20 protein-coding genes and 1 pseudogene are annotated in these 21,279 nt (G+C 36.8%); 13 read left to right on the top strand and 8 right to left on the bottom strand.

The genetic code is table 11. The features are described 5' to 3' along the window. Positions 1-363 precede the first annotated feature (363 nt). From KQI76_RS09715 to glgP, 5 genes are all read left to right on the top strand, one after another. A complete protein-coding gene (locus KQI76_RS09715; RefSeq protein ID WP_216400114.1) occupies positions 364-1,233 on the top strand; it encodes a phosphate ABC transporter substrate-binding protein in 870 nt (289 codons plus the stop codon). 127 nt (positions 1,234-1,360) lie between these two features. After that, positions 1,361-2,269, top strand: a complete 909-nt coding sequence (pstC, locus tag KQI76_RS09710) for a phosphate ABC transporter permease subunit PstC (RefSeq protein ID WP_216400113.1) — start codon at positions 1,361-1,363, stop codon at positions 2,267-2,269. 3 nt (positions 2,270-2,272) lie between these two features. Further along, positions 2,273-3,115 (top strand): phosphate ABC transporter permease PstA, encoded by an 843-nt coding sequence (pstA, locus tag KQI76_RS09705; protein WP_216400112.1) that lies wholly within the window; start codon positions 2,273-2,275, stop codon positions 3,113-3,115. 36 nt (positions 3,116-3,151) lie between these two features. Then, positions 3,152-3,925, top strand: coding sequence for a phosphate ABC transporter ATP-binding protein PstB (gene pstB / locus KQI76_RS09700; protein ID WP_216400111.1), 774 nt, complete (start codon positions 3,152-3,154; stop codon positions 3,923-3,925). Positions 3,926-4,274: 349 nt separating this feature from the next. Next, the gene (glgP, locus tag KQI76_RS09695; protein WP_216400110.1) at positions 4,275-5,885 is read left to right on the top strand and encodes an alpha-glucan family phosphorylase; all 1,611 of its coding nucleotides are present in this window, start codon (positions 4,275-4,277) and stop codon (positions 5,883-5,885) included. A 437-nt stretch (positions 5,886-6,322) separates the two neighbouring features. Here glgP and KQI76_RS12125 read toward each other — a convergent pair. The 8 genes and pseudogenes from KQI76_RS12125 to KQI76_RS09655 form a co-directional block, all read right to left on the bottom strand. Next, positions 6,323-6,523: pseudogene (locus KQI76_RS12125) on the bottom strand (transposase); the annotation flags it as partial. A 42-nt stretch (positions 6,524-6,565) separates the two neighbouring features. Further along, positions 6,566-7,903 (bottom strand): ABC transporter permease, encoded by a 1,338-nt coding sequence (locus KQI76_RS09685; protein WP_216400109.1) that lies wholly within the window; start codon positions 7,901-7,903, stop codon positions 6,566-6,568. Between the two features lie 2 nt (positions 7,904-7,905). Then, positions 7,906-8,595 carry an ABC transporter ATP-binding protein gene (locus KQI76_RS09680; RefSeq protein ID WP_216400108.1) on the bottom strand — a complete coding sequence of 230 codons (690 nt, stop codon included), beginning with the start codon at positions 8,593-8,595 and terminating at the stop codon, positions 7,906-7,908. Positions 8,596-8,712: 117 nt separating this feature from the next. Then, the gene (gene ehuA, locus KQI76_RS09675; protein WP_216400107.1) at positions 8,713-9,483 is read right to left on the bottom strand and encodes an ectoine/hydroxyectoine ABC transporter ATP-binding protein EhuA; all 771 of its coding nucleotides are present in this window, start codon (positions 9,481-9,483) and stop codon (positions 8,713-8,715) included. Then, positions 9,480-10,199 carry an ectoine/hydroxyectoine ABC transporter permease subunit EhuD gene (gene ehuD / locus KQI76_RS09670; RefSeq protein WP_216400106.1) on the bottom strand — a complete coding sequence of 240 codons (720 nt, stop codon included), beginning with the start codon at positions 10,197-10,199 and terminating at the stop codon, positions 9,480-9,482. Before ehuD ends, ehuA begins: the two co-directional genes overlap by 4 nt. Further along, entirely contained in the window at positions 10,199-10,858 is a 660-nt protein-coding gene (locus KQI76_RS09665) for an amino acid ABC transporter permease (RefSeq protein WP_216400105.1), read from the bottom strand. The genes ehuD and KQI76_RS09665 overlap by 1 nt, the downstream gene beginning before the upstream one ends. A 125-nt stretch (positions 10,859-10,983) precedes the next feature. Further along, the gene (ehuB, locus tag KQI76_RS09660) at positions 10,984-11,868 is read right to left on the bottom strand and encodes an ectoine/hydroxyectoine ABC transporter substrate-binding protein EhuB (protein ID WP_216400121.1); all 885 of its coding nucleotides are present in this window, start codon (positions 11,866-11,868) and stop codon (positions 10,984-10,986) included. Positions 11,869-12,752: 884 nt separating this feature from the next. Further along, positions 12,753-13,310 (bottom strand): HD domain-containing protein, encoded by a 558-nt coding sequence (locus tag KQI76_RS09655; protein WP_216400104.1) that lies wholly within the window; start codon positions 13,308-13,310, stop codon positions 12,753-12,755. 251 nt (positions 13,311-13,561) lie between these two features. Here KQI76_RS09655 and KQI76_RS09650 point away from each other — a divergent pair, with 251 nt between their 5' ends. The 8 genes from KQI76_RS09650 to cshA all read left to right on the top strand — a co-directional run bounded on the left by KQI76_RS09650 (position 13,562) and on the right by cshA (position 20,878). Beyond that, positions 13,562-14,704: a CapA family protein gene (locus KQI76_RS09650; protein WP_253288896.1), complete on the top strand. Its 1,143-nt coding sequence runs from the start codon at positions 13,562-13,564 to the stop codon at positions 14,702-14,704. Positions 14,705-14,790: 86 nt separating this feature from the next. After that, the gene (locus KQI76_RS09645; protein ID WP_216400103.1) at positions 14,791-15,615 is read left to right on the top strand and encodes a DUF368 domain-containing protein; all 825 of its coding nucleotides are present in this window, start codon (positions 14,791-14,793) and stop codon (positions 15,613-15,615) included. A gap of 18 nt (positions 15,616-15,633) precedes the next feature. After that, positions 15,634-16,137: a GNAT family N-acetyltransferase gene (locus tag KQI76_RS09640; protein WP_216400102.1), complete on the top strand. Its 504-nt coding sequence runs from the start codon at positions 15,634-15,636 to the stop codon at positions 16,135-16,137. A 245-nt stretch (positions 16,138-16,382) separates the two neighbouring features. Continuing rightward, positions 16,383-16,847 (top strand): MarR family winged helix-turn-helix transcriptional regulator, encoded by a 465-nt coding sequence (locus KQI76_RS09635; protein ID WP_216400101.1) that lies wholly within the window; start codon positions 16,383-16,385, stop codon positions 16,845-16,847. Between the two features lie 445 nt (positions 16,848-17,292). Further along, complete coding sequence (locus KQI76_RS11900; protein ID WP_216400100.1) at positions 17,293-17,538, top strand: glutaredoxin family protein; 246 nt, start codon at positions 17,293-17,295, stop codon at positions 17,536-17,538. A gap of 68 nt (positions 17,539-17,606) precedes the next feature. Further along, positions 17,607-17,954, top strand: a complete 348-nt coding sequence (locus tag KQI76_RS09625) for a YppG family protein (protein ID WP_216400099.1) — start codon at positions 17,607-17,609, stop codon at positions 17,952-17,954. A 61-nt stretch (positions 17,955-18,015) separates the two neighbouring features. Continuing rightward, the gene (locus KQI76_RS09620) at positions 18,016-18,726 is read left to right on the top strand and encodes an alpha/beta hydrolase (protein ID WP_216400098.1); all 711 of its coding nucleotides are present in this window, start codon (positions 18,016-18,018) and stop codon (positions 18,724-18,726) included. A 697-nt stretch (positions 18,727-19,423) separates the two neighbouring features. Then, a complete protein-coding gene (gene cshA, locus KQI76_RS09615; RefSeq protein ID WP_253288897.1) occupies positions 19,424-20,878 on the top strand; it encodes a degradosome RNA helicase CshA in 1,455 nt (484 codons plus the stop codon). Positions 20,879-21,279: the final 401 nt, after the last annotated feature.

Raw genomic sequence — 21,279 nt, 5'->3', positions numbered from 1 at the left:
GGTTCAAAAAGGCCTTTAGGTCATAGATTTGAGCTAGTAACAAGGGTGTTCGATGGGACGGGTAACCGCAAATCACTTTGATGGGGCGAGTAACCGCAGTCCCAGTCAGTAGTGGATAGGGAAGGCAGACTACCCCCACTATGTCCTATGGTAATGTCTACATCATTTAGGTCATGTGGCCCTCTACTGATTGAAGTCTCACTTTATCGTTGTGTAATCGTACAGGTTAACTAAATAGAATTAGAACTTTACATTGGGTTAACAATTTTTTAATAATGACTTTACATTTAATTAATGGTAGCTTAAAATCCATCCCCTATACTAAAAAGTGTCAAACAAAATGTGAGAGGGGATTATTTAGATATGAAAAAAACGCTTCTATTTTTACTTTTATCGTTATTTACTACAGTCATCCTTTTTGGTTGTGCTGGAGATGATTCAGAAAGTGGTCTTGCGGGAGATGGAGATGTAGAAGATACAAATGCTGGCGAAACTGGTGGGGCATCAGGCACGATAACAATGGCAGGTTCCACATCGGTACAACCACTCTCAGAAGAACTAGCAGCTGCATTTATGGAACAAAACCCAGATGCTAGATTAGAAGTATCTGGTGGTGGTTCTGGAGCTGGTATTCAAGCTGCGCAAGAGAAGACAGCAGATTTCGGCGCTGTTTCACGTGAGATAGCAGATGATGAAACTGGAATTAACACATATACAATTGCTATTGATGGTATTGCTATTATTGTTCATGCAGATAACTCGGTTGAGGATTTAACACTTGATCAGATCAAGCAAATCTTTGCTGGTGAAATAACAAATTGGTCAGAAATTGGTGGCGCTGATGAGGAGATTGTAGTCGTTAGCCGTGAGGATGGTTCAGGAACAAGAGGTGCATTTACAGATATCGTATTAGGCGATATTGAATTGATTCAATCAGCTCTGATTCAAAATTCTACAGGTGCGGTTAAAGAATCCGTATCTAATGAAGTAAACGCGATTGGTTATGTTTCATTAGGTGGATTAGATGATGATGTTAAAGGATTAAAGGTTGATGGGACGGATCCGACTGCTGAGAACATTACTAGTGGAGACTATCCTGTTGCAAGACCTTTTAATTATGTAGCAAATGAAGATGAAGATTTATCAGAATTAGCCCAAGCATTCCTCAATTTTGTTGAAAGTGATGAAGGACAAGCGATTGTTGAGGAGCAAGGTTTTATTCCTGTCAACTAATTCGAATCTGTTAGGGTTATTATAAGAAATTTGAGTTGGATAATAAATAGAACGGGATGGTGATAAAGCCATCCTGTTCTTAGCTTTTTTATCAATATATGTCTGAAATGAAGATGAGGTGATCGTCATGTTTAGCAAGACTAATAACAACCTGGAGGAACGGATTGTTAAAGTCATTCTTTTGATATTAGCTTTAACTTCTGTTGTTTCTTTAGGTTTAATTGGCATTTTTATTTTTAAGGAAGGTTTACCTTTCATGGTTAATTACGGTATCAGTGATTTTATTTTTGGCATGGAATGGGATCCACTCAATCACGTATATGGAATTTTTCCGATGATTATAGGAACGATCATAGTCACTATATTAGCATTATTACTAGGTGCACCAATCGGAATTGCGGTGGCAATATTTTTATCATTAATTGCTCCAGCTAAGGTTACTCGTGTGATTAGACCAATGATCGACTTATTAGCAGGAATCCCATCAGTTATTTATGGGCTTTTTGGTATGGTTGTTGTTCGGGCAATGATTCGTAATTTAGCACATGGACCATTAAGTGAATCTCTACCTTCTACCTATCAAACAGGTTATTCGGTATTAGCAGGTAGTATTATTTTGGCGATTATGATCTTACCAACGGTTATCACAATTTCCAGTGATGCTATACATGCGGTACCAAGTGAGTATCATGAAGCTGCATTAGGACTAGGGGCATCAAAATGGCAGAGTATAGCCACGGTTGTTGTTCCAGCTGCTAAATCGGGAATCATTACTTCAATTATTTTAGGTACGGGTCGTGCTTTAGGTGAAACGATGGCAATTATTATGGTGGTCGGGAATACAGTTGCTATTCCAGCGCTTGGTTGGAAGGGGATCTTTGCTCCGGTTAGGACATTGACTGGAAATGTTGCTTTAGAGATGGGATATGCAGGTCCTGAGCATAGGCAAGCTCTATTTGCAACAGGTATTATCCTATTTATCTTTATTATGATTCTTAATTCTATCACATTAGCACTTGTAAAAAAGGAGGATTAACACATGAATAAAGTTATACGAAAGCAATGGATTGCTTTTAGTCTGTTGAGTCTCGCCACTGCAATGACGGTGGTTATCCTTCTTTCAATTATTTTTTATGTGATGAGTAAAGGACTTGGGATGATTAATGTTGAGTTTCTTACTGATTCACCACGTAATATGGGTGCTGATGGTGGTATTTATCCTGCTATTCTAGGGACCGTTTATTTAGTGGGTCTAACTTTGCTATTAGCAACGCCAATTGGGGTAGGGACAGCTATTTATTTAAATGAGTACATTGCTGAAAGTCGATTGAAGAAGGTTATCCGCTTTACAACAGATGCTTTAGCGGGTATTCCGTCAATTGTGTTTGGATTATTTGGTTTTGTTTTCTTTGTGATTTTACTTGGTGATTATACGGGTGGATGGTCAATCGTGTCAGGTTCATTAACTGGAGTCATGATGATTCTACCTGTCATTATTAGTGCTTCGGAGGAAGCGCTCCGAAATGTACCCGATAATTTACGGGAAGGAAGTTTAGCGCTTGGTACAACACGTTGGTATACAATTAAAAAAACAGTCCTTCCATTAGCATTCCCAGGAATATTAACGAGTTTAATCTTGTCAATAGGTCGAGTTGTCGGAGAAACAGCTGCTTTCCTTTTAACGCTAGGAGGAAGCTTGTTAATACCGCGTACCATTTTTGATGGAGGTCGAACACTTTCATTGCATTTATACATGGTTGCTATGGAGACAGGGAATATGGAAATGGCCTTTGGTACGGGAGCTGTTTTGATTATTCTTATTTTAATCATCAATTTTATTGCAAGTATATTATTAAAAAAACTAGTTAAGCAATTTTCATAATAAACAACTGTGACGATAGCTTAGAGGGTGGTTAGTATGATCAAGGAAAAGAATAAAAAAATAAAAATTGATGTTGATCAATTGGCTTTTTACTATGGGAAAAAGCAGGCATTAACTGATATTTCGTTAAAAATTCCAGAACATGAGGTTTTTGCTCTAATTGGGCCGTCTGGTTGTGGCAAATCTACATTTTTGCGGACATTAAATCGACTAAATGATTTGATTCATAAAACAAAAGTAGAAGGTAAAATCGAAATTGATGGTCAAGATATTTATAATCCAAATGTTGATGTCGTACAATTACGGAAATCAATTGGGATGGTTTTTCAAAAAGCTAATCCATTTCCAAGTAGTATTTTTGATAATGTTGCTTATGGACCAAGGGCAAATGGCATTAAAGATCGTAAAAAGTTGCGGGAGATCGTTGAAAGATGCCTACGCCAGGCTGCCCTATGGGATGAAGTCAAGGATAGGTTAAAGGCACCAGGAACGAGCTTGTCTGGTGGACAACAACAACGCCTTTGTATCGCACGTGTATTAGCGGTCGAGCCTGATGTTATTTTGATGGATGAACCAACATCGGCATTAGACCCTCTTGCAACAGCGAAGGTGGAGGACTTGATAACTGAACTGAAGGAAAAGTATACCATTGTTATTGTGACGCATAATATGGAACAGGCTGCGCGAATATCGGATCAAACAGCATTTTTCCTCAATGGTGTTGTTGTTGAAGCGGGACCTACAGATCGATTATTTACGAATCCGACAAAAAAGGAAACAGAAGATTATATAACAGGGAAATTTGGTTAGTGAATAGGGTCGGTAATTTTTACAGACTATCTTCCTATAATGAAAAGAAACTTAAACTATCCACCACATAATTTCTAACAAAATGTGAAGTGGAAATCTTCTGTCATAAATTAAATTAAAAAGGTTAATCGGTGGTTAGATTTTGAGATGCTCACATGTATTGTTTTGAAGGAGAGCATAGCCCCGATTAACTAATTATAAAAATTAATGCAATCGCTTTCTCTTTTTGCTGGTAATTAAACAAAAAATCTAGTAATATATTAGTAGTGGGGATAATGAGTGATCAACTCGTGTCTTCTTTATCAAGATTGTCGCAATACTTATAAAATAAAGCTTAGGAGGAATTTTAATGGTGAAAAAAGATTCTCGTGTTGCTTATTTTTGTATGGAGTATGGTTTAGACTCTGGTATGAAAACGTATGCAGGGGGACTAGGGATTTTAGCCGGCGATTATTTGAAAGGTGCCAAAGATCATGATTTTCCAATGGTCGGTATCGGCGTGAAATGGAAACAAGGTTATACAGATCAATTGATTGATGAAAATGGACAGCCATATGATTCTTATCACAATTATGATTATGACTTTTTAGAAGATACTGGTGTTAAAGTGACTGTAACCATTCGTCAACGCGACATTGTCTGTAAAGTATGGAAAACAGAGGCATTTGGTAATGTTCCACTTTATTTATTAGATACAGACCTACCAGAAAATCCAGATGCATGGATTACGGGACAATTATATGGTGGTTTTGGAGAAGACCGGATTGCACAGGAGATGGTTTTGGGAATTGGTGGCGTTCGAGCATTAAGAGCTTTAGGGCATGATGTTGATGTCTACCATTTTAACGAAGGACATGCTTTATTTGCAGGGTTTGAATTAATAAAAGAACGAATGGATCGTGGAGCAAGTTTTGAAGAGGCCTGGCAAGAGACCAGAGATGAAACCGTATTCACAACGCACACGCCAATTGTAGAAGGTAATGAATCACACCCTCTTGATCGAATAATGTACATGGGGGCAAACAATGGGTTAACGATTGAACAACTTGTTGAAATAGGCGGGGCGCCTTTTAATATGACTGTAGGTGCATTACGCCTATCCCGCAAATCAAATGCAGTTGCGGAATTGCATGGCGTAACAGCAAATAAGATGTGGTCACATGTTGAAGGGCGTTCAGAAATCATTCCAATTACTAATTGTATCCATGTTCCAACATGGGTAGATGAAAACATGTTAAAAGTTGCTGAAGAAGGTGGCGATCTTTGGGAAGCCCATATGAAGAACAAACGAGCCTTGATTGATTTTATTGAAGAGCGTAACGGGATTCGCTTAGATGAAGATAAAATGATTATTGGTTTTTCACGTCGAGCAGCTCCATATAAACGAAGTGATTTTATTTTCACGGATGAGTCGGTCATTGGTCCATTGCTTGAATCAGGCAAAGTTCAAATCGTGTTTTCAGGTAAAGCTCATCCACTTGATGATACTGGAAAGGGTATTGTTAGTTCGCTTGTGAAAATGGCTAAGAAATACCCGAATGCTGTTGTTTTCTTAGAAAACTATGATATGACGATCGGAGCCGCCTTAACACGTGGTGCTGATGTTTGGTTAAATAATCCGCGTCGACCAAAAGAGGCAAGTGGTACATCTGGAATGAAGGCAGCGATGAATGGGGTACTTAACTTTAGTACTTTAGATGGTTGGTGGCCAGAAGCCTGCGATCACGGTGTCAATGGCTGGCAGTTTGGTGACGGCTTTGAAAGTGATGATGAAGCAGAACTAGATGCCCACGACTTAAAGGCGCTTTATGAAGTCTTACAAAATGAGGTTTTACCAACATATTATGATAATCATGATAAATGGGTTGAAATGATGAAAGCAAGTATTGACAGTACGAGGGAACAATTCGCTGTTAAACGTATGTTAGAAGATTATTATAGTAAATTATATGCAAAATAAGGATAAAAAAGCTGAGCATTATAATTATGCTTAGCTTTTATATTTTTACTGCAGTGCAATTGTTAGTAAGACTCCCACTTTAGGCATTCGAAGGGAGCTAGGCATTGTAAGTGAAGACAAAACCCCCCTCCTAAGTGAGTTTACTGAAAAAGTAAAAAAGCAACTTGGATCTGTAAAGTCAGATCTAGGTTGCTTTTTTTATTGTATACTATGTATGATAGGTCATTTAAATATTTTCTTGAAATAGTAGATGTTACGGAGTCCTTGGGTTTAATTGGCATGGAGTTACAAGGAGCCATGACTATTTTACAGTGAATATAAAAGGTAAGAGTCCGGGATATAACTAGTCTCACTGAGTAAAAGATGTTTTTATTTACGATTTTTCCGTAAATAGAACCATTTTCATTTTTGTAGTGCTTTGAAATCTTAGAATTATTAGCCGTGAATTCCCTTAAGTTCACAGCTAATAACGCAAATCTTAGTTCATTGTGTACTTTGGATTTACCTCTTAAAGATAAACGAACGAAACCCAAATTAGCCTTCAATAGCCCAAAGAACGGCTCAACATCAATTTTACCTTGACCGTAAGTTTTGTCCCAGCCTCTTATTATTGTATAGCTATTATGATCTACCGAAATATTTGGAGATTTTCAGTGGTCTCTACTAAGTAAAGCCCTTCTTTATAGATCACGGCGCATAGCTTTTAGAACATCAATCTGGGTTGCCTTTTTAGCTGGTCTTGCACCAGATATAATTGTTACAACTAAACAAATTCCAACAGCAATTACAATGAGCGACCATGGAATAATGGAAAATTTAAACCCTTCAGGAATTTGATCATCAAATACGGCCTCCAAGATTAGAGGAAGCCCAAGATTAACGACAAAGCTGATTAAATAAGCAACTGCCGTTCCAATTAAAGCACCAAGTAAGCCAATATAGCTACTCTCTAATAAAAAGATTTGTTTAATCGTTTTTGGGTTCGCCCCAATAGCTTTCATAATACCAATATCAGGTGCACGCTCTGTAACAGCCATTGTCATGGTATTATAAATGCCAATGGATGCAATTAAGACTGCGATTGTCCCGATAAAGATTAAACCGGCTTTCGCAATATTAAAAAGCATATTAATTTCCTTGATTTCAGTTGCGACAGAATGTGCATAATAGTGTTCATCTGTTAATTGAGTCGTCAAATCCTGAATATGTTGCAATGAATCAGAATGAATATAAACTTCACTATAAGTTCTTTCATTTGTTAAATCAGAATTCTCATCGGTAGAAGCCGGGTCTCCATTAAGTGTTTCAGTATATTTTTCAATTTGACTTAGTAGATCACCAGAAATGTAAAGTGTATAGTTTCGTTGCCAATCAGCCTTAGGTTTCTCAGTAATACCAACAATTGTAACTTCAAACTCTTCAGATTCGATATTATTATCCGGGTCCATTTTTTCAATCGCCATAGTAAGGGTTTGCCCAATCAATTCATCATCATAAGTATATTTTTCTAATTGTTCACCATTCTCATCAAATAGATCCTCATATTCAATATCAACTGGATACAAATCTTCTGCGAAATGATAGCCAACGATGACTTCATTTGGTTTTTTAGGGTAATCACCTTTAGATAGTTTCATCCCAGCTTTTTGCTCTGCTGCGAAGTCTACACTTCTTACCTCGGCATTTGTTTGAAAATCATTGATTTGCAGATTGGGTGATTGATAGAGGTAATTCACAGGTCGAACGGATCGAACATTAGCTAATGATGAAAAATAGTTAATATCCTGATCATTAATTAGACGATATTCTCCATCATCAAAACCGTAAATTGAAATCTCATTAATCAAATCTTGTTCCATTACGTCTTTTAATACGGTACTGTGCAATCCAAACCCGACAGATGCGAGGACAATAAGAAAAGTTGTTCCCATAGCTGAAGCAAGGACAGTCATAAAAATCCGCATTTTATTTTTTTTAATATTTTGTCGGACAAATCTAAATTGGTCACCAAATTTCATAATTAATGATTTCCCCCTTCTATTAAATGCCCATCTTGAATTTCAATGATTCGATTCCCAATTTTGGCAACCCGCTCATCATGGGTAATAATCAAGAAGGTAATATTCAATTCCTTATTAAGTTGCTGAATAAATTCTAACAAATCCGTTTCTGTTTCACTATCAAGACTCCCGGTGGGTTCATCAGCCAAAATAAGTGGTGGATTTAGAACAAGTGCTCGAGCAATACTCACCCTTTGCTGTTGTCCCCCTGATAATTCACTAGGGTAATGATCGTGGAATTTCTCTAGACTTACCCGTTTTAATGTTTCTTCAGTTATTCGTTTTCTTTCGAGTTCTTTTATCCCTTTTAGAATTAAAGGAAGTTCGACATTTTGATATGCAGTCATAGAAGGAATCAATTGGAAATTTTGAAAGATAAATCCGACATGATTTAGTCTAAAGTCTGCAAATTGTCCCTCGGAAAAAGAGCTTACTTCCTGATCTTTAATAAAAATTTGTCCTGATTTTGGTCGGATAAAGCCTCCAATTAAATTTAATAACGTTGATTTTCCTGAACCACTTCGGCCAATAATTGAGACGATTTCTCCTGCATCAACGGAGAATGAGACATCGTGAAGCACTGGTAAGAGTGTTTTATCCCCTTTTTTCCCTAATTCAAATTCGTGGGTTAAATGTTTAACTGTTATCATATATAAAGCCCCCATTTTTGTACTATTGTTAATGACGAGAGAAAAAACGAAAAGTTTCAAAAAAGACGTAAATAAAAAAACCAGCCCACTTGGACTGGTTGATCGAATTTAACTTGATTAATTTCTAAATCGACTGAGAAATTCTCGAAGACGTTTATTCTGTGAATCATTAATGACCTCTTGTGCCGAACCCTGCTCCTCGATAACCCCTTCGTCTAAAAATAATACTTTATCAGCAATATCTAAAGCAAAATCCATTTCATGTGTAACGAGTACCATTGCCATATCATCATTTTTAGCAATATCACGAATGACCTCTAGCACCTCACCAACAAGTTCGGGGTCAAGGGCTGAAGTAACTTCATCAAATAACATAATTTTGGGTCTCATAACAAGTGCACGTGCCATTGCTACCCGCTGCTTTTGACCACCTGATAATTGGCTAGGATAGTTATTCATTTTATCACCGAGACCGACTCGCCCTAACATTTCAATTGAACGTTCTTCAACTTCTTTTTTATCCTCACCTTTAACATGGATAGGTGCAGTCATGCAGTTTTCCAAAATGGTCATATGTGGAAATAAGTTAAAATGTTGAAAAACCATTCCGATATCACCACGGACAGAGCGTAAGTGTTTTTCATTAGCTCTTACTAGTTCTCCTTTTTTCTCCATCTTCCAAAGATTTGTTCCATCGACGATAATATCGCCTGATGTTGGTTCTTCTAGTGTCATTAACATGCGAATGATCGTGGTTTTACCTGAACCACTTGGTCCAATAATGGCCACCTTTTCACTTGGGTAGATATCTAAATCAATTCCTTTTAATACTTTAACATCGTCAAATGCCTTATGCACTTTTTTATATTGAACAATCGGTTCTGTCATTGTTGGGTCACTCCTTTATTCATTTGAATAGCAGCATTTTTATCAAAACGTGTATTCATTTTTACTTCTAATTTTTTTATGAGTACAGCAGAAGGGTAGCTAAGGGCTAAAAGAATTAATCCAACGATTGTTAGTGCTTCAATATAAGCCCAGTTTTGAGCGCCATATGAATTGGCCATAAATAAGATCCCCTGAACGCCTATAGTTGAAGTAATAGGTACCTCTTTAAATAATATGATGAAATAGTTCCCTAGCATTGGAATTGTCGGCGGAATGGCTTGTGGTAGAATGATCTTGCTCCACTTATCCCAAGTTGATAAATTTAAGGCAGTTGCTGCTTCCCATTGACCAGTATCTACACTCTCGATTCCAGAACGATAAATTTCACCAATATAGCAACTGAAGTGAATACCTAGACCAATTACTGCACTAGCAAATCCACTTAATGTCACTCCGATTACAGGCATGACTGGCCAAGCATAATAGATAAAAAATAATTGAACAATTGGGGGTGTTGACCGGATAAACTCCATTAACCATGTGACAATCCAATTGATTTGTTTATTTTTAATTCGACGTAAAAATGTCCAAACAAAACCAAATAATAGAGCAAAGATAAATGTGGAAATCGTAACACTAATCAGAGTACCTAGCCCCTCCAAGACAATTGGAAAAGCATCGGCAAAACGTTCCCAGCTCCAATAATTCCCGTTCATTAATTAGCCACTCCTTTCTTGGCAATTTTCTCAGCTTTCCGAGAGAAGAGGATAAGCGGTAAAGCAAGTAAGAAATAAATAATGAGCACAACAATATAAATCAGTGGAGCATAGGATAGATTTGAGCTCCGTAATATATTTCCGTAGTAAAGCACATCGTTTAAGCTAATTAAAGAGACAAGCGCTGTTCCCTTTAGCATTTGAATTGTATAATTTGCGAATTCAGGTAACATCATGCGTACCGCCTGGGGAAAAATAACTAGGCGCATTTTTTGAAAACTGGTCATATTTAATGCTGTTGCTGCTTCGGATTGTCCAGGTGCAACGGCCAAAATAGAACTACGGACAACTTCTGATAAGTAGGCGCCATAATTTAGACCGATGGCAATCACTCCAATACTCCAATTTGAGCCTAGGTTTACTCCGAATAAAATTGGAATTGCATAAACAAACCAAAACAGTTGTACAATGAGTGATGTACCACGGAAAACTTCAACGTATAAACCGGTAAATTTTCTTAAAAATACATTTTTTGAGAGCCGACAAAGGCCAGCGATAAAAGCCATTAAATAAGAGAATAAAGCGGAGGCGAGCAAAATACTAATTGTAATGCCTAACCCTGGTATAAGCTGACCTCCAATATCAGTAATGGGATTCAATTGTTTTTCACTCCTTGTAATGGATCATATTTTATGAACAGAATAAGATGGTCCTGTCCCAAGGTAAGGGAACAGGACCTTATGGAATAACTTTGTTTTAAATTAAATAGAATGAAGATTCTGAATTAATAGTTTTCACCACTTACTACACTATCTGTAGTTACTTCTTCAGGTGGGAAGTTTGTTTCTGGATGGAAGCCATTTTTTTCGAGTATTTCTTGAACAGTTCCATCCTCTTTTAATGTTGCTAAAGCTTCATTATAGGCATCGCGTAGCTCTTCACTTTCTAAAGCGAAGGCAGCAGCCCCATAACTTGGTACACCTTCAGCATCAGGTTGTTCAAAATCTTCAACAATTTCTAAATCATCAGTATTGGCAGACTCAAAAGCCATTCGAATGGTCATTTCTGTTCCTGTTGTCGCATCAGCACGCCCAGCCTGAACAGCTGAAAAGGTTGATGGGATATCTGCAGCTGTAGTGATTTGGTCATCACTTACACCAGATTGTTTTAGAAATTCTATTTCCGTTGCCCCTTCCATGACAACGATAGTTATATCAGGATTATTAGCAATGTCTTCATAGCTATAGATTTGATTTGGATTTCCAGCTTTAACAACGAGTCCTTCACCATATACCATTTCTGGTTCGCCAAACAATGCGTTTTCTGCTCGTTCAGGTGTGATCGCCATCCCTGCAGTAACAACATCAAACTGCCCTGCCTGAACACCTGGAATAAGTTGACCGAAATCAGCCAATCGACTTTCTACATTATCAATTCCCAATTCGGCAAAAACAGCAGTGGCAATATCAACAGCAGCTCCTTTTAGCTCACCATTTTCTTCATATGCGTAGGGTGCCTCGTTAGCAAACCCGATCGTAACAGTTCCTGCTTCTTGTAAATCTTCTAATTGGTTTGTACCATTTGTTGTACCATTATCTCCATTTCCACATGCAGCTAAGACAAGTGCAAAAACAACAAATAGTGAAACTTTTACTAGTTTTTTAAAAATTTTAAAACCCTCCTTTTGGATTAAAAACAGGCTTTTCCTGTATTGATTTCTGATGGTTCATTCTTTTTTAATACCACCGTGTAGTTTTTCAAACCTTGAGGGATCAAGGTCTGACTTGCATGTCTATTATCATAACTGAAATATAAACAGGATATCAAACGATGAAAATAGTGATTATTTAGCGTATATTCTTATATTTAGTGATCGCTTATAAACAATGATAATATCCCAAAGAATGGTCGAAGATAATCTCGAATACGTCGGAATACTCAAAAATCGTTTGTAAAATCGCTTCCATTTTGCGAATAGAAAGTTGCTAATCTTATAAAAAGTTAAAAGCAAAGGTAAAGTGAAACTTCAATCGGTGGGGGGCCTACAGGATGTGGTGGGTTTAGTCTACCTTCCCCCTAATCCCGTACTGATTGCGACTGGGACTGGGACTGCGTTTACTCGTCCCACCGAAATAATTTGCGTTTACTCGTCCCACCGAAAACATTTGCGTTTACTCGTCCCACCGAAAACACTTGTTAGCACCACAAGGGGATGACCTAAAGGTCCTTGAACCAATCGGGCCGCTACTGTCAGTTGATCTCTCACTTATAACTCTTGGTTTCTATAGAATTCTTGAAGTGGGAGATTTACTGACAGTTGCACTGTGGTAAATATATTAATAATGGAAACAGTTCGATTTGAAAGACAAAAAAAAGACTGTTACTTGATTTAAGTAACAGTCGGGTGATCATTATATACTTGTACTTATTTGTCTGCCTAAATGGTTGCAAAAGCTCTCCTTCAGATACATAAAAAGGATAAATGTGACCTATATGAGCGATTGGCTAATAAAAATTTGATTTGCAGTCAATTATCAAAGAATTTGCTCTTTATTACTCATGTAAAAACTCATCTAATAAAGCTTTAAATAGATACATAAGTGGGTGGAAATCTGCTGGTTTAACACCTGTGATAACACTTTGATACATGTTTTGATAATACCATTGTTGGTCAGATTTGCCACGATCAAAGGCATGCCACATTGAATTGCCGTAGATCGTCTCATTGTCTAGCATTGACTGAAGGTTATCAATTTTATCGGCACAGGTGATTAACTTGACATTAAATGAAGCTTCACGTATTTGATCGATACTGTGCTGTTTTCTTTCTTCCCAAGGTAGGGTCTTTTCAAGTTCAGTTACAGATTGAACAAGTTCTGAGATATTTTCCCCGAATATAGATTCTATTTCTTCAAGTGTTCCTTCTGTATCTTCAACGATGTCGTGTAGCAGTCCCGCAATAACGAGATCGTTATGACAATGATGCTCTTTTAGTAGCATGGCTACCCGAAATGGGTGCGCAATGTAAGGTGTTTGGTCTACTTTACGCCTTTGTCCATCATGCATTGTCGTCGCATAAGTAATCGCACGCATGATTTGGTTAGTAATCATGATGATTTCCCCTTTCAATTGTGCTAGATTTATAAAAATAATTGTAGTAATATTATTATACTTATTTTGTTTGTTTTTAGAAAGTCAGATCTTAATAGAAGTTGTTACAAAGTTTGGTGTGCATGATCTTTCAATATGAATGGGGATTTGTCTTACTACTGAATTGCCTTTTTGATCCAGATATATTTTCTTATGGCGTGAGGTTTTACTTTATTGCAGATATGTCAGACATAAATTTGGAGGCTATATCATTGAGGTATTTAAAAAGGGTTATTTTATTAATGATTGTTATTCTTTTGATAGGTTGTAGTCCAAATCAAGAAAAACAAGTTCAGTTATTAAGCGAGATAGATGTAAATGTAGTAATGAAGGATAGAGTCGATTGGTTACAGGAGACTTATGAAATTACAATTGCTGCTGTTGGAGATTTATTAATTCATGATCGAGTATATGATCAAGCCAGAACGGAAACAGGTTTTGATTTTATGCCAATGGTTAGTCAAGTACAAGATTATTTAACTGAAGTTGATATTGCGACCGCCAATCAGGAAACGATGATTGGTGGTGAGCAACATGGCCTCTCAGGATATCCACAATTTAATAGTCCACAAGAAGTGGGAGATATGGTTAAGGAACTTGACATTGACCTTGTAAATCTTGCCAATAATCATACACTTGATCGTGGTGAAGATGTCATTCATTCTGCACTTGATTATTGGGATGAACTTGGTATTCCATATGTAGGTTCATATCGTGATAATAAGGATAAAAATACAATCAGAGTAATTGAGAAAAATAATATAGCCGTTTCATTCCTGGGCTATAGTTACGGGACGAATGGGATGCCAATTCCAGATGGAAAAGACCATTTAATCGATTTGATTGATCAAGAGCAGATTGCACAAGATGTAGCAAAAGCGAAAGAGATATCAGATATTGTTGTTATGCATTTGCATTTTGGTGACGAATATATGCGTATGCCCAATACCTTTCAAACAGAATTGGTTCAGTATGTGGTAGACCAGGGGGTTGATATTGTCTATGGTCACCATCCCCATGTGCTACAACCTGTTGATTGGGTTGAATCTGAGACAGGGAAAACTGCATTTGTTATTTACTCATTGGGGAATTTCTTATCAGGCCAGGATCAACTTTATCGTCAGATAGGTGGCATTATGGAACTAACAATCACAAAAGAAGTGACCTCGTCAACCGAAACAATTAGATTAGAGTCACCGCGATTCTTGCCAACATATGTAGATATCCATGATGGTTATCGTATTTTCCCGATGAAAGATTTAACCAATGACCGTTTAGCGGGAGCCGATGACCACTATCAAGAGATCAAAACGCATATGTCCCAAAGGATGCCGGAATTGGATTTTTTTGAGTAGTTTTTTTACAAAGAAAAAGCTTGTATTAAAGTCATGATCTGATTAAAATTTACTTAGATTTAAAATTGAAAAAGGGGTAGTTTAATATGGAATGGAAAAATGTATATAGGGGATTGGTTATGGGAGCTGCTGACGTTGTTCCAGGGATTAGTGGTGGGACAATTGCTTTACTGTTAGGGATTTATGATCGATTGATATTATCGATAAATAAGTTGTTTAGTAAAGAGTGGAAGCAACAGTTGAACTTTTTAATCCCACTTGGTATAGGGATGGCAATTGCAATTTTTTTATTTGCTAATGCGATTCAGTGGCTATTTGAACACTACCCTCATCCAACACAATTTGCTTTTGTAGGTTTAATTTTAGGGGTACTACCTTTGTTATTTAAAGAATCAGGTGCAAGAGCCAACTTTAAATGGCAACATTTTTCTATTCTTATAATTAGTGCGGCTATTGCTGCATCACTAAGTTTTTTTCAAGGGGATGAAGCGTTTATTATTGTAGATATTAATTTTATGACTTATATTTTCCTGTTTCTATCAGGTGCAATTGCTAGTGCTGCAATGATTCTCCCGGGTATTAGTGGATCACTTATTTTACTTCTAATCGGGGCTTATGGAACAGTTATTCACGCTGTTACTGAAATGCAAATGGATATTTTAATTGTCGTCGCGTTAGGAATAGGATTTGGTTTGGTGGCGATGAGTAAAATTATAAGTTACTTTTTAAAACAATATCCGCATATGACTTATGCAGCTATTATTGGTTTAGTAATTGGCTCCACCTATGTTGTTTTTCCAGGGTGGACAAGTGGGGGAACTGATCTACTTTTAAGTAGTTTAGCCTTTTTACTTGGATTAGCTCTAGCCTATCTGCTTGGGCGTATTGAATATAAAGAAATTATAGAATGATAGTTAGGACGTGATGCGATGATCCGTGAAGCAAGAAGACAAGATTTAAATGAAATTATGATAATCGTTTGTGCAGTTGTTAAGAAGATGCATGAACAGGGAAGTAGACAGTGGGATGAGAATTACCCGACTGGAGCGGATTATCTTAACGATATAAATAACCATGAATTGTTTGTTTATGAGAAGAATGGAGAAATTGTAGGAGTTTGTACAGTCAGTAAGCAAGGACATAAAGAGTATCATTTAATTAATTGGTCAAGTAGCGAACCTGCTTGGACAATTAAAAGAATTGCAATTAATCCTAGCTATCATGGTCAAGGAATAGCAGATCAGTTTATGGAGTTTGCTGAGGAGCTTGCTAAGCAATCAGGAATTTACCATTTAACAACAGATACATTTTGTGAGAATAAACATGCCCAAGGCCTATTTCAACGCCATGGCTTTCATTATGTGGATCGGCGAAATGATCGACGAGGTTCCTTTGAGTTTTATTATTATGAGAAAATATTAGCAAGAGAGTAGTCGCAAAAGGGCCCTACTGAGTGACCCTCACTGAGGGAAGATTGTTTACACTTGCTTTACCGTGATTAGTCAAATGGCTGAGCAAGTCAATCGTAAATTAAGAGCATTCGCTTAATTCATACTCTTTTTTATAAGCATTACTATGATGGATCACCCCATACAATCTCTGATTGTCAGTGTATGAATTATCATTTATAATGTAATGCGTTATACTTATATATATATCGTGAATTAGGAGCGAGAAAATGGACCAACAAAAAAAGGAATATATGAAACGGAAGCAAGATCCGTCGTTGAAATTGTTTGTTGTTTTGTCTAAAGCTTATCGTTCAGTTTCAGATCGAGTAGTGGCTGATATCCGAAAGAACAACTTAAACGCGACGGAGTTTGCTGTATTAGAGTTATTATATCATTCAGGAGATCAACCCTTACAAAAAATTGGTGATAAAATATTATTAGCAAGTGGAAGTATTACTTATGTTGTTGATAAGTTAGAAGAAAAGCAGTATCTTAAACGCACTCAATGTGCTAAGGATCGAAGAATTACTTATGCTTCTATTACTGATAAAGGTAAAGAGCTATTAAATGATATTTTCCCTGATCATTGGAAACAAATTGAACAAATTACCGCAGGTTTAACTGAAGCCGAAAAACTAGAGGCAATTAACTTACTGAAAAAATTAGGCCATTATGCCGATGAAAAGTTATAAATAGATGAAAAATTCCTTTCTAAATGATGATAACAATTTAGAAAGGAATTTTTTTATTACAGTGCAACTGTCAGTATGCCCCCCACTGATTGGAGTTTTATTATATCCGCTTAGAAGGCTTGTGAATTTATTTTTATATAAAATGTGATAGCAAATAAGCCTCCTCTTTAGTAGCTTTTTCCTATAAAAAGACAGTCAATATCTTTTAACAAAAAAAGTTTATTGGAGTAAGAAGCGGGTATACACTAAGTAAAGATTATAGGAGTAATAGCCTATATTTGATCTTTTCGTTAGCTGAATTTAGGTTTATTCATCAATGAGATCAGTGATTACAGGATGACTTCTGAAATATTTGATGATAAATTTCCCCAATCCTATTGTCAGATGGATTGTTAATAAAAGATATATTTAACTGCTTAAGAGAGAAAGATGGAGGGGATTTAATGTGGTAGAGAGACAAATTATTGTATACACCTGTGACAGATGTAAGGAATCTGAAAACATAATCAATCTTTTGAAAGAATTAGCCGTTGATTATGAGGAAAGGAATATTAGTAAGAATAGAGCGTATCTAAAAGAGCTTCAGACGCATAATATATATTCTGCACCTGCTATATTCATTGGTGATAAAGTAATTTTGGGTTTTCAAAAAGGAAAAATCAGCCGATTAATTAGAGTAGAATCATTCTAAACGTGAACGAATTGATGAGATCTAACATATGATAATTTAACTCAAGATTATTGAATAGGGGTGTTGTCATGAGGTCAAGTCGATTCTTTCCTAAGACTGATTATCATGCGCCGTATTATCCGTATCAACAACCTTTTCGACCAAACGGTTTCCCCCCTCATTATCATATGAATCAGCAACCCTATCCCCCATCATATATGAATATGCCTTTTCAACAGGGGGCTTGGCAACCTCCATACCAAGGGATGGGAACAGAACAAAAATCACTAACTAAAAGTGTTATGGGATATTTTCAAAATAGCGAGGGTCAATTAGATTTTGATAAGGTCTTTAATACGGCCGGGCAGGTAGCGAATACGTATCAACAATTTTCACCGATTGTAAAGGGAATTGGATCTTTCATTAAAGGAGACTAAGTCATAGTCTTGCCGTTTTTGGCAAGACTATGACTATTAAGGGAGTAAAGGATGGTAATAAATGATCGGATGTTTATGTATTCATGGATTTACAGGTGGTCCATACGAAATTGAACCACTAACAACATATTTACAAGAAAAAACGAATTGGCTAATTCGTGTGCCTACATTACCTGGTCATGGCATGAATTTAGAATTAGATAAGGTAACTCATGAGGATTGGCTAGAGTCAGCGGATCAGGCTTATCAAGCGTTGGCATCACAAGTTGATACTGTGTATGTCGTTGGTTTCTCGATGGGTGGGATGATCGCAGCATCATTAGCAGCTAAATATCCTGTTGATCGATTAGTTATGTTGTCCCCGTCAAGGAAATACTTAAATTTGATTAAATTAACGAGTGAAGCTAGACATTTATTAAAAGATCGTGTATTTGGTGAAATTGAAGAAAACTTATCATATAAAAACTTTAAGCATAAAAAAGGTAGGATACCGCCACGTGCTTATGTTGAATTTGCGAAATGTATGACAGTGACACGTCCAGCACTTAAAGAGATATCATGTCCTGTTCTTGTTTTACAAGGTATTCAAGATGGTTTAGTTCCTTATCAATCAACACATTACTTAGCTAAAGAGATCCCAGTCGATATTGATGTGATTTATTATGCAGATTCAAAACATTTGATTTGCTTAGGGGATGATAAGGAAGTTGCTATCGAAGCGGTTTATCAGTACTTAACAGATCATAGTCAAATAAATGCAAACTCTTTGTGATACTTAATCTAATAGCTGTAATTTTTTATGTGAAATATGAATTAGTAAAATAGGTTAGCTGAAGAAGAACTAATTTCCCCAACCTAACTGGTCTATAAATTCCTTAGCCTATAGTTGAAGGAAAAGAGGATCAAATTTGGTAAATATTAAAAAGCCCATTACTTATATAGTAGGGAAATCTTCTGTTGTATGAAAAATTCACTCTACAGTCCAAGTGTTGTGATGATCATAAATAAAGCGCAATCAAGAGATAAAGCTAGTGGAGCAAGCTAAATACAACTAGAACATCTAGAAAGAGTGTGTTAGAATAGGTTCATCCATTGAATGCTCGTAAGTAAGCCTCTTCCATTTATATGGAAAGGGGTTTTTCACGTTAATAGAAGCGGATTTTAGGGAATACTTAAAATAGTCTAGGAGATCCGATGCGAATATAGCTTTTGTAGAGTGATGGAGAGTGTTTGTCTCTTTATATAGAGATCACTTGATCAGAAGTAAAGCAGATGACTTTAATGAATAAAAATCAGTCAGATTTAGCAATTACTGTGATATTGTAAAAAAATATATCACTAACTAAGTTGAGAATATAAAACTTATCTTTTATAGAAGCCGGATTTTAATTTTATTGATAAGTTAACATGTTAACGTGTCGTAACGTGCGCACGATGAGATCTAAATGATAAAGGAGTTTGAAAAGAAATTGACAACATTTCAAGAACTAGGTATTTCACAACCGATTATGAAAGCCTTAAATAATATGGGCTTTGAGGAAGCAACACCGATCCAGGAGCAAACAATCCCTCTAGGTTTAGAAGGAAAGGATGTCATTGGACAAGCCCAAACAGGAACAGGAAAAACAGCTGCTTTTGGTATCCCAATGATCGAAAAAATTGAAAGAAAGCAGCGAAAAATTCAGGGGTTAGTTGTTGCACCAACACGTGAATTGGCTATCCAAGTCTCAGAAGAGATTCATCGACTAGGGAAGTTTAAAGGAATTCGCTCTTTACCAATCTATGGTGGACAGCAAATGCAAAGACAAATCCGCGCTTTAAAAGATGGACCACATATTGTTGTTGCAACACCAGGACGTCTACTTGATCATATTCGTCGTAAAACAATCAATATTAGCCAAGTGAAGATCGCGGTATTAGATGAAGCAGATGAAATGCTTAATATGGGTTTTATTGATGATATTCGTGAGATATTAAAATTGATTCCATCAGAACGCCAAACCTTACTTTTTTCAGCGACAATGCCGAAGGAAATTCGTAGTATTGCAACAACCTTGATGCGTAATCCAGAAGAAGTAAAGGTCAAATCAAAAGAAATGACTGTTTCTAATATTGATCAAAATTTTGTTGAAGTACATGAGAAACAGAAATTTGATGCCTTAACAAATTTATTAGATATTCACGTTCCAGAGTTAGCCATCATTTTTGGCCGTACAAAAAAACGTGTGGACGAATTGACAGAGGGTTTACAGGCTAGAGGTTTTCGTGCTGAAGGAATTCATGGAGACTTGACTCAGGGTAAACGTATGAGTGTATTAAATAAATTTAAAAATGGCCGAATTGAAATTTTAGTTGCAACAGATGTCGCTGCCCGAGGACTGGATATTTCTAATGTGACACATGTTTATAATTTTGATATCCCACAAGATCCTGAGAGTTACGTGCATCGAATTGGACGAACAGGACGGGCTGGGAAAACAGGTGTAGCTATTTCATTTATTACACCGCGTGAAATTCCACATTTGAAGTTAATTGAGAAGGTGACCAAGAGCAAAGTTAAGCGAATCAAATTACCTAGCTCTGATGAAGCACGTCGTGGCCAACAACAGATTGCAGTTGACAAGCTTATCCGTACGATTGATACTCAAAACCTTGAAGAATATCGTGAAACAGCCTCTACACTATTAGATGAACACGATTCAGTAACAATTGTTGCCGCTGCTCTTAAAATGATGACTAAAGAGAGAAGACAAACACCAGTTACACTTTCATCTGTTCAACCAGTTAGTGTTAAACGTGTGAAAAACAAAAACGATAAACGTAAAAATTATCGTGGTAAAAATGATTATAAACGTCAATACGGTAGAAATAATAAATCTAAAGGACGTAACCGCAAATTTCAAAATAAACATGCCTCTAAATAAAATGAGCTTATGTATGTAAATGGGTTTAATAAATTCCATATGTAACAGCATAGAATATAGAAACTGATAGGCCCCTCTGAAGTAGATCCCTAAATCGGGAAACTACTTTAGAGGGGTGTTCCTTGCTGGGCGTTAGATAAACGAAGCGGGTAATCCCTACTTATCTTTTGCTAGGGGGGATTGATACGTCAAATATAGTATTATGAAAAAAATCCTTCAAGGTTAGTACACCCTTGAAGGATTTCTTTTGTTCGCCCAGCATGGGCGAACGCTAACGGGTGGAAGTCCCTAGTGCGACCTAATAGCGGTAAGCACATAGCTAAAGGCAAGGGTGTCCATGGTGACGTGGAATCTGAAGGAAGCCCTAAGCAAACCTCTGGTCTGACGAACAGAAACCATAT

This window comes from Amphibacillus sp. MSJ-3 (assembly GCF_018919165.1).
Taxonomy (GTDB): Bacteria; Bacillota; Bacilli; order Bacillales; family Amphibacillaceae; genus Amphibacillus.
This window is presented reverse-complemented; position numbering and strand designations above follow the sequence as displayed.

Coding starts and splice junctions, on each gene's coding strand:
- KQI76_RS09680 (WP_216400108.1), bottom strand. CDS start 8,595: ATGATAACAGTTAAACATTTAACCCACGAATTTGAATTAGGGAAAAAA.
- KQI76_RS09685 (WP_216400109.1), bottom strand. CDS start 7,903: ATGAAATTTGGTGACCAATTTAGATTTGTCCGACAAAATATTAAAAAA.
- KQI76_RS09625 (WP_216400099.1), top strand. CDS start 17,607: ATGAGGTCAAGTCGATTCTTTCCTAAGACTGATTATCATGCGCCGTAT.
- KQI76_RS09715 (WP_216400114.1), top strand. CDS start 364: ATGAAAAAAACGCTTCTATTTTTACTTTTATCGTTATTTACTACAGTC.
- KQI76_RS09635 (WP_216400101.1), top strand. CDS start 16,383: ATGGACCAACAAAAAAAGGAATATATGAAACGGAAGCAAGATCCGTCG.
- KQI76_RS09640 (WP_216400102.1), top strand. CDS start 15,634: ATGATCCGTGAAGCAAGAAGACAAGATTTAAATGAAATTATGATAATC.
- pstA (WP_216400112.1), top strand. CDS start 2,273: ATGAATAAAGTTATACGAAAGCAATGGATTGCTTTTAGTCTGTTGAGT.
- glgP (WP_216400110.1), top strand. CDS start 4,275: ATGGTGAAAAAAGATTCTCGTGTTGCTTATTTTTGTATGGAGTATGGT.
- ehuD (WP_216400106.1), bottom strand. CDS start 10,199: ATGAACGGGAATTATTGGAGCTGGGAACGTTTTGCCGATGCTTTTCCA.
- KQI76_RS09645 (WP_216400103.1), top strand. CDS start 14,791: ATGGAATGGAAAAATGTATATAGGGGATTGGTTATGGGAGCTGCTGAC.
- ehuA (WP_216400107.1), bottom strand. CDS start 9,483: ATGACAGAACCGATTGTTCAATATAAAAAAGTGCATAAGGCATTTGAC.
- pstC (WP_216400113.1), top strand. CDS start 1,361: ATGTTTAGCAAGACTAATAACAACCTGGAGGAACGGATTGTTAAAGTC.
- pstB (WP_216400111.1), top strand. CDS start 3,152: ATGATCAAGGAAAAGAATAAAAAAATAAAAATTGATGTTGATCAATTG.
- KQI76_RS09620 (WP_216400098.1), top strand. CDS start 18,016: ATGATCGGATGTTTATGTATTCATGGATTTACAGGTGGTCCATACGAA.
- KQI76_RS09655 (WP_216400104.1), bottom strand. CDS start 13,310: ATGATTACTAACCAAATCATGCGTGCGATTACTTATGCGACGACAATG.